Source organism: Aerococcus sp. L_32 (assembly GCF_050689315.1).
Genome location: NZ_JBOEQF010000056.1, coordinates 1 through 12727, shown reverse-complemented (window position 1 = coordinate 12727; position 12727 = coordinate 1). Strand labels below are relative to the sequence as shown.

Sequence of the window (12727 nt, the reverse complement as noted above, 5' to 3'; positions counted from 1 at the left end):
TCGTTCAATTGGCCAGCGTCCTCCAGTGCGCAACCGCAGCAACGAGAATAATAATAAACCATCAAACCGCGGCAGCAAACGCCCACAAAGTGCAACGCCAACCTTAGACTCACTAACTAGAGACCTAACTGAGCAAGCACGTAACGGGCAGTTGGACCAAGTAATCGGCCGTAAGAAAGAGTTACGTCGCATCATGCAAGTCCTTAGCCGTCGAACTAAAAATAACCCTGTATTAGTAGGAGAACCAGGTGTTGGGAAAACAGCCATCGCTGAAGCAGTTGCCATCGCAGTTGCAAACAACGATGTCGTATCAACCTTAGCCAATAAACGTGTCGTATCTCTTGATGTTGGGTCCCTTGTTGCAGGTACTAAATACCGTGGGGAATTCGAAGACCGGGTGAAAAACTTACTAGAGGAAACGGAAAAAGCTGGTAATGTCATCTTATTCATTGATGAGTTGCATAGTTTAATCGGTGCCGGTGCAGCAGAAGGGGCTATTGATGCTTCTAACCTGATGAAACCAGCCTTAGCCCGTGGTCACCTACAAGTGATTGGTGCTACAACCTTAAATGAGTACCAAAAATATATCGAAAAAGATGCTGCTTTAGAACGTCGTTTCGCCAAAGTCCTAGTTGATGAACCAAGCGAAGCGGATGCTATTGAAATTCTTAAAGGTATCCGAAAAGATTATGAAAAATTCCATCGAGTGACGATTAAAGATGAGGCTATTGAAGCTGCTGTTCGTCTAGGTAACCGTTATATTGCTGATCGTTTCTTACCAGATAAAGCGATTGATATTATGGATGAAGCTGCCGCTACAGCGCGTTTAGACAATGGTGATAAAGATACTACCCAACAAACCCTTGTAGGTATTCGTAAGCAATTAACTGATTTGGAAGAATTGAAGAAACACTATGTAAATACCCAAGAATTTGAAAAAGCTGCTGGTGTTCACCAACAGCAACAACGTTTAAGTCAAGACTTATTCGACCTACAAAACAACCCACAAGTTGTTCAAGATGAGCCGTTTGATATTGAAATTGACGGCCAAAACGTAGCGGATATTGTGGCTATGTGGACAGGTGTGCCAATGCAACAGCTTACGCAAACTGAAAACCAACAGCTGATTAATCTAGAAGACCATTTACACAAACGTGTTAAAGGTCAAGATGAAGCAGTGAGAAGTGTTGCTCGTGCAGTTCGTCGTGCGCGGTCTGGTATTAAAGACCCAAATCGTCCAATTGGTTCATTTATGTTCCTTGGACCAACAGGTGTTGGTAAAACTGAATTAGCTAAATCCCTAGCAGGTGAAATGTTTGGTTCAGACAACAATATCATCCGTTTAGACATGTCTGAATACATGGAAAAATACTCAACAAGTCGAATGATTGGTTCAGCACCAGGTTACGTTGGCTACGATGAAGGTGGTCAATTGACTGAACAAGTTCGTCAACACCCATACTCAGTGGTACTATTCGATGAAATTGAAAAAGCCCACCCGGATGTCTTCAATATGCTACTACAAGTCTTAGATGATGGTTATATTACGGACTCTAAAGGCCGTAAAGTAGACTTCCGTAACACAGTCATGATTATGACGTCTAACTTGGGGGCAACTGCCATCCGTGACGATAAAAACGTCGGATTCGGTGCCAAACAAGCCACAGATAGTCATGAAGAAATGGATAGCCGTATCCGTAAAGAATTGAAGTCTGCCTTCAGACCAGAATTCTTAAACCGTGTGGATGAAATCATCGTCTTCCATACATTAGCGGAAGAGCAAATCGTTGAAATCGTACAGAAATTTACTACAGCCTTAACCAAATTATTAGCAGAGCAAGGTGTGAAACTACGTGTGACACAAGGCGCTAATAAAGAAATTGCAAGTAAAGGCTTTGATAAAGAGTACGGTGCACGTCCATTACGCCGTGTAATCCAGCAAAAAGTTGAAGATCCAATCGCTGAAATGTTAATCGCTGATAAAATAAGCGAAGGCGACGTTGTCACAGTCGGTGCCCGCCAAGGTGAATTATACATCCGTGTAAAACACCCAGATGGCCAAGAAGAAAGCAACGACGTCAAAGATTTGATTAGTGCAGGTCAATAAGTTTTCACAACAAGTCGTATGAAGCGGACTGTAACGTTGATACAGTCCGCTTTTTTATATACTTTTGGAATGTCTCCTGATGAACGTGAATTAGGAGTAGCCACCAAAATTGTATGAAATTTAGCCTAATTTACTGGCTTGACCAGTAACCATATTATTTTCGCTGGTGTAGTGGATATGCTATAATGTATATAATAATTATGGGGAGTGATATCATGGAACAATCAACTAAAAAAGGTTTAATTGCTTTAGGTGCAATTGCTGCAATCGCAGGTATTGCCGCTGTCGCATTATACCAAGAAGATAAAAACTCAGTAGTCAGTGATTTCATCGATGATGCTGGTCGCCAATTACGCCATACAGGTCGTGACTTAGCTCGTCGTGCTGATGATGTATCATTTTTACCAAACCGTTCACTCGGTGATCGCGTAAAAGATTCAGCAGCTGACGCTTACGACTATGCTGTAGGCCAAGCGAAATCATTTACAAAATAAAGCGAAAATAAATGCCTCCAATTGCTATGATTAATAGTGGTTGGGGGTATTTTTTTATTTTATCCAGAATGACATTAGCAGTTGAAACTGGTACACTTATAAATATGAGATTTCAAAAAGAAGGGTGAAATAATGATGAGAATTAGTTATCAAGGCATACCGGGGGCTTATAGCGAGGCAGCAACGATTGCTTTTGTGCGCGAACAGTTGCATGTTGAGATTGATGATGAACGTTTAGAAATCATCTCTTACGATGACTTTAAACCCATGGTGGATGACTTAGTGGCTGAAAAAGTAGACCGAATTGTCATGCCAATTGAGAATTCGACAACAGGATTAATTGCTCGAACAATGGATATTATCCGTTACCAACCCGTCCTAGCAAAATATGAACATTACCAACCAGTGAACCATGTCTTATGGGGTTTACCAGGTGCTGACATTCATCAAGTGACGAAAGTTTATTCTCATCCAGAAGCTTTGACCCAATGTAAATTATTATTTGACCGCTATCCTAATATGGATCCCGTAGCTTATATCGATACAGCTGTTTCTGCAGAATTTATTGTGCAAGAAGATGACCCTACTATCGCAGCGATTGCCAGTCCGCGAGCAGGTGACTTACACGGATTGCAAGCTTTAGAACCAGCAGCATACGACGAATCAGGGAATATGACGCGGTTTTTAGTTTTTGAACGATATGACAATATCGATATGACCAATACCCATGACAAAATCATGTTATATATTGAAACACCGCATGAACCAGGTGCTTTGGCCAAGTTACTACAGGTATTAGATGTTTACCGGATCAACTTGGAAGGATTAAATGCCCGTCCAATTCCGATGAAACCCTTCCGTTACGGCTTCTTTATTGAAGCAGACCCAAGCAATATGATTGGGGACTTAGAGTCATTAGAGAAAATTTTAAAAGCATTATCAACTCACATTCAAGTGGTAGCGCAATTTAAACAAAATCGTTAGATTAACGACACGAGTTTCTTTTTCCAAAATAATATTATTATAAAATAAACCGCTTACATGTTATAATGAACTTGTATAGACAGATAAGATATAGGAGGGGTTTTCATGGATAAACGTAAGGTAATCATTGATACGGACCCAGGAATTGACGATGCAGCGGCCTTGATGACGGCCTTGTCGGACGATAGCTTAGAAATTTTAGGTTTCACCACGGTTGCCGGGAATAAGGGATTGGATATGACCACCACGAATGCGGTTCGGGTATCTACTTATTTTGATGGTCGCGTGAAGATCTATCCAGGCGCGGACAACGATTATACCTCTTTAAAAGAGAACAAACCACCAAGAGAGAATGCGACTGGGAATATCCATGGATCGAACGGAATGGGTGGTGTTGATTTCCCCTATGATGAAAGTTTGATTCAAGACCAACATGCAGTTGACTTCATTCTTGAGCAAGTTAAAGCACATCCTGGTGAAATCGACCTAATTACCTTAGGACCACTAACGAATATTGCTTTGGCCGTTGAAAAAGACTTAGCGACCATGAAACAAGTTCGTTCAATCATGTCTATGGGTGGGGCTGCTTTTGACGGGAACACGAACCCGGTAGCGGAATTTAACTACTGGTTTGACCCCGTTTCAGTCGATATCGTCTATCAAGCCTTGGGCGAATCTGTTCCGATTACAATGGTTGGTTTAGACGTGACGAGACCGTCCCTCTTGGATATGAACGACTTAGAATTTATCCGTCAAGCAGGCGGTGAACTAGGCGGCATGATCCGTGAAATGTTCGACGATTATGTCCTGAACTCATTTGAAAATGAAGGCAAAATTGGGATCGTCATCCATGACCTAGTAGCAGTTGTTGGCTATCTGCACCCAGAAATTTTGACCGAAGTCTACCATACTAACTTGGTCATTGAAACTAAAGGTGAGTATACTTACGGACAGACCGTCATCGACTTTGAGGAGCGTACTGACCGACCAAAAAATGTCTACGTCGCAATGGATATCGACCTTGAAGCTTATAAAGCCCACGTGATTTCAACCCTATTTGGCGAAGACAAATACCATCAATACCTAGACATGCTGGATTAACTTCTAGCAAAAAGGACACACAAAATGAAGCTAGATAAGTAGGTGACGGAAATGTACAAGTTCGAATTTATTTCCGCTGATATTCAAGAAAAAATCCACCAGGGTATTTATCCTGTAGGAAGGTTACTTCCCAGTGAAAATGACTTGGCCAAGACGTACGACGTATCGCGCGAAACCATTCGAAAAGCGCAGAAAAGATTGGAAGACACCGGTTTTATCCAGAAGAAACAAGGTAAAGGTGCTATCGTCCTAGACTTTGCCCGTTTTTCTTTTCCTATATCCGGTTTAACTTCCTACAAGGAATTGCAAGAATCCCAACACTTCCAAACTGCAACCCAAGTTTTGAGTAATAAACGGGTAGCGGCACCTGACTTTCTCGTCGGTGAAGACGGTGTTGAAGCGGGCGAACCCTTCATCCACCTGATTCGGGCCCGTGAAATGGAAGGGGAAACGGTCATTGTTGACCACGACTACCTCCGCGTATCCGTTATCCAAGATGGGGTACCAGATGAAATTGCGGAAGTGTCCATTTATCAATACTTCGAACAAGAATTGGACTTACAAATATCCTTTGCCAATAAGGAAATTGTGGCCAAAAAGGCAGACCGTATCGATCAAAAGCACATGGCCATTGGCCCAGATGATTTTATCATCCAGGTCAACAGCCATGTATACTTAGAAGATGCCACCTTTTTTCAATATACCTCATCCCACCACCGGATCGACAAATTTAGATTTGCAGAATTTGCGCGCCGGACAGCCCATTAACCCGTGCGCTAATTTGGGATAGATAGGACGACTACCCTCAATCAGCCTTGTTTGGCCAAGTTGAGGGTGTTTTTCTTCAGTATTCAGTATTGGATTTTAGCCGATGATCGAACGATCAAATTAGAGCGACACTTATATCAGTGGCAGGGCTTTAAACTTTTTCTAGCAGTGGTCAATTTGCTGTCTTTTCCACCGAGAACGCTCAAATGGCTATAAAAGTATACATGTAATGATAGTCGCAAAAAAGGAGTTGGAAAGATCCAACTCCTTTTCATTTACCCATTTTTAAGGGGGTTATATATCCTATTTCGAAAGGAATGCAACTGTTTCATACGGTCCTAACTCGAATGAGGCTGTCATTTTATCTAAATCACCATTACCCAATAACTTGTCATAGTCACGGGTTAAATCAACACTTCTTGGTAGGTCAACTTGACTGGTGCCTGGGTAGAAGTGCGAGAAGACATACAAGATTTGGTCGCCGTAAGTTCGGTAGTAAGCTAATACTTCCGGGTGGTCGGTTAGTAATTCGTGGTAAGCACCGTCTTGGATAATCGGCAATTTATGGCGCAATTGAATTAATTTTTGATAGTACGGGAAGATTTTACCTGATTCAAGTTCCTTCTTCACGTTGATATCTTTGTAGTTGTCAGCTACTTTCAACCATGGTGTACCGGTAGTAAAACCGGCGTTTTCTGAATCATCCCATTGCATCGGGGTCCGGCTAGTATCGCGGGACTTAAATTTAATAATGTCCATCGCTTCTTCTTCAGAAACACCTTTATCTAATAAGATTTGGTAGTTGTTGAAGGTTTCGATGTCGTTGTAGTCGTTGATGTCGTCGAAATCTGGGTTGGTCATACCAATTTCTTCCCCTTCAAAGATGTAGGGAGTACCACGCATCATGTGAATAGTTTGGGCAAGCATGGTGGTTGTTTCGTATGGATAGTTTTCGGTGTCACCGAAACGAGAGTTAGCGCGTGGTTGGTCATGGTTGTTCCAGAATAGGGCATTCCAACCATTGCCATCTGACATGCCTTTTTGCCATTCGTTTAAAATGTCTTTTAAAGATTGGAAGTCGAAATCAACTTTAGACCATTTCTGGCCATCTTTGTAATCGACTTTTAAATGATGGAAGGAGAAGATCATAGCTAATTTGTCTTCTTCAGGATTGGTGTAACGGACGCCATCTTCAACTGTTGTAGACGACATTTCACCTACTGTGACAAAGCCTTCGATATCGCCAAAGGTAGATTGAGCCATTTCTCGAATCCAATCATGTGAATTTTCCGTATCCGTATATAACCGTTTCTCTTGGGTAGAACTTGGGCCACCAGTTGAGTCTTCCAGGACCTCGCTCTTACCAATCACGTTCATCACATCAAATCGGATACCGCTAACACCCTTGTCGATCCAGAAGTGGATAACATCGAATAGGGCTTCGCGCACTTTTGGATTATGCCAATTTAGGTCAGCTTGGGTCACGTCGAAGAGGTGCATGTAGTAATTGCCAGTGTCGCCAAATGGTTCCCAGGCAGGGCCACCGAATTTAGATTCCCAGTTTGTTGGTAGAGAACCGTCTTCTTGAGCGGGGCGAATGTAATAGAAGTCTTGGTAGTATTCGTCGCCAGCTAGGGCTTTTTGGAACCACTCGTGTTCAGTAGAGGAGTGGTTTAAAGGCATATCCAGCATTAGGTCGATGCCATGTTTTTTACCTTCACGGGCTAATTCTTCAAAATCATCCATAGACCCAAAACGTGGGTCGATGGCAGTGTAGTCTGAAATGTCATAACCGTTATCATTTTGTGGCGATGGGTAGAAGGGGTTCATCCAAATCATGTCGACACCTAGTGTTTCTAGGTAGTCTAATTTTTCAATGATTCCTCTAAGATCACCAAAACCGTCTCCATCCGTGTCGTTGAAAGACTTTGGATAAACTTGATATATTACCTTTTTCCCTAAATCATTTGTCATTGTGTCTTCCTCCTTTTTAGAAAAAAGCTCGCCCAGGGGCATCCAAGGCGAGCGTGAAACTTGAATCTATCTGGCTAATGCTAGAACTTGATATTGAAATCGATTTTGTTATTAGCTAGGAAACCAGTTTTCTTAAATACAATTGTCAATGCGAATGGTACAACGATGGCGATGGCCATAGCTAGTAAGAACCAACCCCAGTATTGGAATTGAATCGCTAAGATACCAGGTAAACCACCGACCCCGATTGAGTTAGCTGTAATTCCAACTGTTGTTGAAAGTAAACCAGCTAAACCTGAACCAATCAGCGCTGCAATAAATGGGTAAACATATTTAATGGTTACACCGAACATTGCCGGTTCAGTTACCCCTAAGTAAGCTGATACAGCTGATGGAATGGTAATTTGACTTTCTTTCTCATCTTGACGAGTTGTCCACCATATCGCCATAACCGCAGATGCTTGAGCAATATTTGATAGGGCGATCATTGGCCATAAACCAGTACCACCAAAGTCAGCCACTAACTGCGTATCGATCGCGTTTGTCATATGGTGTAAACCAGTAATTACAAGCGGAGAGTATAGGGCACCGAAGATTAAACCAAATAACCAAGAAACAGGTCCAGTTAAACCAGCATACACAACACTAGAAATCCAAGTACCTACAGTCCAACCGATTGGGCCTAAAACTGTATGCGCCAAGATAATGGCAGGAACTAATGATAAGAATGGCACGAAAATCATAGAAATCATCTCTGGGATGTATTTACGCCAGAATTTTTCAAGCCAAGCAAGTGATAAACCTGCGAACATGGCTGGTAATACTTGGGCTTGGTAACCAATCATATCTAATTGGAAGAAACCGAAGTCCCATTGTGGAACTTCACCAGCTAAGATAGCATCTGGTGCAGCATAAGCATTTAATAATTGTGGTGAAACTAATGTGATACCTAATATGATACCAAGAATTTGAGTGGTACCCATTTTACGTGTTACAGACCATGTAATCCCAACTGGTAAGAAGTGGAAAATGGCTTCACCCGGTAACCAAAGGAAGCTGTTCACGCCGGCCCAGAATGTTGAAACATCAACAATCGTGTTGTATTGAGGTGTACCGTCACCCATCGTTTGCGCAACACCATCAACAATTTTTTGCCCAAGGAACTCCATCGGCACCCCTTCAAGTACATTACGGAAACCTAAAATAAGCCCCCCGACGATAATTGCTGGAATAATTGGTGCAAATACTTCAGCCAAGAATGTCATGGCTTTTTGAATCCAGTTTTGTTGCTGATCAGCTGCTGCAGCTTTCACCGCTTCTTTTGACGTACCAGAAACACCGGAAACCGCTTCAAAATCATTATAAAAATCTGCTACCTTGTTCCCAATAATAACCTGGAATTGACCAGATTGGGTAAATGTTCCTTTAACAGAAGGGATCTCTTCAATAGCTTTAACATCCGCTTGTTTAGGATCATTTAATACAAACCGCATACGTGTCGCACAGTGTGTAACGGCGTGGATATTTTCCTTACCCCCAATATCATCCAGTAAGGATTTAGCATCCTGTTTAAAATCACTCATTTTTCTTCCTCCTCTATAACGAAAATGCCCCATGAAATCCAACTAGTAATCGCAAACTTGTCTATACAAGTTATATACAAGGCTATTATATAATGATAACGGTTTCAAATCAAGTCAAATCACTCAATCAAAAAAATTTTTATAGGGCTATAGTTAATAGGAAGAAAGTGATTAAAAAGTCCGGTGAGCCCCACCTATCAGTTGGTTGTAAGCCTTGGTAGTGGTATGATTATGGCATGTTTTAGACCGAAATGAGGTGTGGAATGTCAGAAGAAAAGGATACAAAATTCAATACACTTGACGTGGACCAAGTTGCTTTTATGGAGGCAGCGATTGAAGAAGCGAAGAAGGCAGCAGCTATTGGTGAAGTGCCAATTGGGGCAGTTGTCGTCTACCAGGGGGAAATCATCGGGCGTGGCCATAACTTGCGTGAGACCAGCCAGGATGCAACAACCCATGCGGAAATCCTCGCTATACGAGAAGCCAACCGTAATCGGGCATCGTGGCGGCTAGTGGGTGCAGATTTGTATGTGACGTTAGAACCCTGTCCTATGTGTTCGGGTGCCATGATACAAAGTCGTATCAAACGTGTCTATTATGGCGCTTATGATCAAAAGGGTGGCACGGCAGGAACCTTGATGAATATACTGAATGATAGTCGGTTTAACCATCAAGTTGAAGTCATTGATGGTGTCATGCATGACGAATGTAAGGCACTTTTACAAGATTTTTTTATTGAATTACGCAAGAAACGCAAAAATTCAAGTCGTAAACCAAAAGTAGAAAACTAAGCGAAATATCAAAATACTAAAAAATAAGACATTGTGATTTATTTAGCGTTTACATTTAAAATAAAGCGTTTTTTTGTTATAATTAAGTTGTTATAACGCTTTTAGGGGGTGAATTGGGTGTCCAGCAAAACTTTAGCAAAAATTGTTGATACTGAGAAAGCAACGCAAGCACTAAGTGACAAATATGCAAGTAAGCGAGAAAGTTTATTAGAAGACAAAAATCGCAAATTAAGCCAAATGGCGTCTGAAAAAGATGCAATCTTGAAAGATTATCAAGAAGCGCAGCGTGCCGAGAATGAAAAAGCTTTACAAGCGTACAAATCTGAAGAAAAAGCGAAGAACGATCAAGAGATTAAGGAAATTGAGAATCAATTCCAAGGCGCTTTGCCATCTTTAGTCTCACTTGTAATTGAGGAGGTGAAAAATAGCTATGGCAATCGCTAAGATGCAAAAAGTATCGATTGTAACGGCGCCAACTAACAAAAACCAATTGTTATATACCTTACAAACGATGCAAAATATACAAGTTAGTGACCTTTCCTTAAAGGTAACCGGCCAAGACTTTACCTTCAACAATAATTACCAAAGTGATCAAGATTACCAAGTCATTTATGAACGCGGGCGAGAAGTATTACATTATCTAAGTCAATACCAACAAAAGGTATCTTTAAAGGATAAAATTACGACCAAACGCCCACAAATGACCATGGATGAACTACATCAAACTGTGGATGAAGCAGCAGCTTTACAATTGATTGAAAAAGTCGAAGCCTTAAGACAAAAGCGTAACGACATTCAAGACCAACGCCAACGGGTTGAAGATGAACAAACAACCATCGCCAAATGGCGGGCCCTAGATGTTGATCCAAAATCTCTACAAGAGTTAAAACTATTCGATGTTCGTCTAGGAACGATTCCAAATGACGAAAACCGTCACCACTGGCAACAATTAAAAGCCATTGAAGATGTGGCCGTTGAAGAAGTTTTTGCTAACGAGAATGAAATTGGTGTCGCAGTCGTTGCCTTACCAGGTCACCACGACAACCTGCAAGCAAAACTTGCAGAAAATTATTTCTCTGAAGTAGAGTTTAATTACGGACAAACCCCAGAAGAGACCTTCCAAACATTGGAAAGTGAACGGAAACAACTCATCAAAGATGAGGAAGCCGTTGTTAAAGACATTAAAAACATGCAAGGATCTAAAGCCACTATTCAATTAGCGGTAGAAGAATTCTTTAACCGTAGTCAACGTGCCAACGCAGCACAGCTTTCATATGATAACCAACAGTTATCTTTATTCAGTGGTTGGATTGAAGAAGCGCAAGTTGAAAACTTGCAAAGCGCTTTAGAAGAAGCCTTTGATGTGCACACGTTTGCTATTATTTTAGAAGAAACAACAGAACAAGAAGTTAAAGAAGATGAAGTGCCAATCAAATTACATAATGCTTCTATAGTAGAACCATTCGAAATGATTACTGAAATGTACTCATTGCCAAATTACCGGGAGAAAGACCCAACCAACTGGGTAGCTGGTTTCTACATGTTATTCTTCGCTATGATGATGGGGGACTTCGGTTACGGTATCCTCCTTTGGATTGGTACACTCTTTGCCATGAAGGTAATGGATTTACGGAAGAGTACTAAACGTTTTGTGAAATTTGGACATATTCTATCCTACCCAACGATGTTAATTGGTTTAGCTTATGGGTCCCTATTTGGTGAAGCTTTACCATTCGGTTTGATCAATCCAACTGAAGATGCCTTAACCCTAATGATTATCTCTTTAGTGATTGGTTACATTCACATCTTTGTAGGTTTATGCTTAAATATCAGATTACAGCTTAGTCGTAAAGACTATGCATCAGCCTATAATGACGGTATTGGCTGGTTATCACTGTTAATAGCGCTAGCTATTGGTATTACTGGCTTTATGACCGGTATGGATATGTTGATTCCTATCGCAAAATGGTTTGCCATTATTGCAGCTGCAGGAATTATCTTGGTTCCTATGTTCACGAGTAATAATAAGGCAGTTGGTGGTGTCGTTGGTTTGTATAACTTATACGGTGTGTCTTCGTATGTAGGAGATTTCGTTTCTTATACACGACTAATGGCTTTAGGTATTTCAGGTGGAGCTATTGCCATGTCCTTTAATATCTTGTTCACCATCTTGCCAGTGCCTGTTCGATTTTCAGCGGGTATTTTGATGATTATCGCCTTACAATTATTTAACATGTTCTTATCATTACTATCTGCCTACGTTCATAGTATGCGCTTAGTATTCGTTGAGTTCTTTGGTAAATTTTATGAAGGTGGCGGGCGTGCCTTTAAGCCGATTCGCACACTACAAGAGTTTGTTTCTCTAAAAGACGTAGAAGAAAATTAATTAAAAGACAACAAAATGGAGGTTTTTAAATAATGAATACATGGTTTGAATTTTTTGTAGAAAATGGTGGCCAAATCTTTGCTATGGTCGGAATTGCAATTGCCGTAATATTCTCTGGTATGGGTTCTGCTCGTGGTGTTGGTGAAACCGGTGCGGCTGCAGCTGCTTTGGTTAAAGATCAACCTGAAAAATTTGCCCAAACATTAATCTTGCAACTATTACCCGGTACACAAGGTTTATACGGTTTCGTTATCGGTATCATGATTTACTTACAATTAGGTACAGGATTAGACTTAACTCAAGGTCTACAATATTTTGTAGCAGGTATCCCTATTGGTTTAGTAGGTTTAATTTCAGCACGTTGGCAAGGGCATACTGCAACAGCAGGTATACAAATTCTAGCAAAACGTCCTGAGAATGTGTCTAACGCAATTATCTACTCTATCATGGTTGAAACTTACGCAATCTTAGCATTCGTTATCTCTCTATTATTAGTACTTTCTGTTGGTTAATCACTAATCAAGTAGAAAAACCAAAAG

11 protein-coding genes are annotated in these 12727 nt (G+C 41.1%); 9 read left to right on the top strand and 2 right to left on the bottom strand.

All coding sequences use genetic code 11. From position 1 onward, the window contains the following. The 5 genes from ACRCJ0_RS05570 to treR all read left to right on the top strand — a co-directional run. The coding region (locus ACRCJ0_RS05570; RefSeq protein ID WP_431389753.1) for an ATP-dependent Clp protease ATP-binding subunit at nt 1–2107 on the top strand (2107 nt) is incomplete at its 5' end. A gap of 215 nt (nt 2108–2322) precedes the next feature. Next, nucleotides 2323–2601: an arginyl-tRNA synthetase gene (locus ACRCJ0_RS05565; RefSeq protein WP_225968899.1), complete on the top strand. Its 279-nt coding sequence runs from the start codon at nt 2323–2325 to the stop codon at nt 2599–2601. A gap of 132 nt (nt 2602–2733) precedes the next feature. After that, the gene (locus ACRCJ0_RS05560) at nt 2734–3585 is read left to right on the top strand and encodes a prephenate dehydratase (RefSeq protein ID WP_431389752.1); all 852 of its coding nucleotides are present in this window, start codon (nt 2734–2736) and stop codon (nt 3583–3585) included. 105 nt (nt 3586–3690) lie between these two features. Further along, complete coding sequence (locus ACRCJ0_RS05555) at nt 3691–4686, top strand: nucleoside hydrolase (RefSeq protein WP_431389750.1); 996 nt, start codon at nt 3691–3693, stop codon at nt 4684–4686. A gap of 51 nt (nt 4687–4737) precedes the next feature. Beyond that, nucleotides 4738–5454, top strand: a complete 717-nt coding sequence (treR, locus tag ACRCJ0_RS05550; protein ID WP_069285574.1) for a trehalose operon repressor — start codon at nt 4738–4740, stop codon at nt 5452–5454. A gap of 303 nt (nt 5455–5757) precedes the next feature. Here the strand turns inward: treR and treC are convergent, their stop codons facing one another. Next, nucleotides 5758–7428 carry an alpha,alpha-phosphotrehalase gene (gene treC / locus ACRCJ0_RS05545; protein ID WP_431389749.1) on the bottom strand — a complete coding sequence of 557 codons (1671 nt, stop codon included), beginning with the start codon at nt 7426–7428 and terminating at the stop codon, nt 5758–5760. Nucleotides 7429–7508: 80 nt separating this feature from the next. Further along, on the bottom strand, nt 7509–9011 hold the full coding sequence (gene treP / locus ACRCJ0_RS05540; RefSeq protein WP_059133945.1) for a PTS system trehalose-specific EIIBC component: 1503 nt from the start codon (nt 9009–9011) through the stop codon (nt 7509–7511). A 263-nt stretch (nt 9012–9274) separates the two neighbouring features. Here treP and tadA point away from each other — a divergent pair, with 263 nt between their 5' ends. The 4 genes from tadA to ACRCJ0_RS05520 all read left to right on the top strand — a co-directional run bounded on the left by tadA (nt 9275) and on the right by ACRCJ0_RS05520 (nt 12700). Beyond that, nucleotides 9275–9802: a tRNA adenosine(34) deaminase TadA gene (gene tadA / locus ACRCJ0_RS05535; protein ID WP_431389748.1), complete on the top strand. Its 528-nt coding sequence runs from the start codon at nt 9275–9277 to the stop codon at nt 9800–9802. Between the two features lie 117 nt (nt 9803–9919). Further along, complete coding sequence (locus ACRCJ0_RS05530; protein WP_016898020.1) at nt 9920–10246, top strand: hypothetical protein; 327 nt, start codon at nt 9920–9922, stop codon at nt 10244–10246. Continuing rightward, a complete protein-coding gene (locus ACRCJ0_RS05525; RefSeq protein ID WP_431389746.1) occupies nt 10233–12188 on the top strand; it encodes a V-type ATP synthase subunit I in 1956 nt (651 codons plus the stop codon). The genes ACRCJ0_RS05530 and ACRCJ0_RS05525 overlap by 14 nt, the downstream gene beginning before the upstream one ends. Before the next feature lie 32 nt (nt 12189–12220). Beyond that, nucleotides 12221–12700 (top strand): V-type ATP synthase subunit K, encoded by a 480-nt coding sequence (locus ACRCJ0_RS05520; RefSeq protein WP_003143160.1) that lies wholly within the window; start codon nt 12221–12223, stop codon nt 12698–12700. Nucleotides 12701–12727 lie beyond the last annotated feature (27 nt).

What these genes read in the sequence shown, in the direction of transcription:
- ACRCJ0_RS05565 (WP_225968899.1), top strand. Translation starts at nt 2,323, where the DNA reads ATGGAACAATCAACTAAAAAAGGTTTAATTGCTTTAGGTGCAATTGCT.
- ACRCJ0_RS05560 (WP_431389752.1), top strand. Translation starts at nt 2,734, where the DNA reads ATGATGAGAATTAGTTATCAAGGCATACCGGGGGCTTATAGCGAGGCA.
- ACRCJ0_RS05555 (WP_431389750.1), top strand. Translation starts at nt 3,691, where the DNA reads ATGGATAAACGTAAGGTAATCATTGATACGGACCCAGGAATTGACGAT.
- treR (WP_069285574.1), top strand. Translation starts at nt 4,738, where the DNA reads ATGTACAAGTTCGAATTTATTTCCGCTGATATTCAAGAAAAAATCCAC.
- treC (WP_431389749.1), bottom strand. Translation starts at nt 7,428, where the DNA reads ATGACAAATGATTTAGGGAAAAAGGTAATATATCAAGTTTATCCAAAG.
- treP (WP_059133945.1), bottom strand. Translation starts at nt 9,011, where the DNA reads ATGAGTGATTTTAAACAGGATGCTAAATCCTTACTGGATGATATTGGG.
- tadA (WP_431389748.1), top strand. Translation starts at nt 9,275, where the DNA reads ATGTCAGAAGAAAAGGATACAAAATTCAATACACTTGACGTGGACCAA.
- ACRCJ0_RS05525 (WP_431389746.1), top strand. Translation starts at nt 10,233, where the DNA reads ATGGCAATCGCTAAGATGCAAAAAGTATCGATTGTAACGGCGCCAACT.
- ACRCJ0_RS05520 (WP_003143160.1), top strand. Translation starts at nt 12,221, where the DNA reads ATGAATACATGGTTTGAATTTTTTGTAGAAAATGGTGGCCAAATCTTT.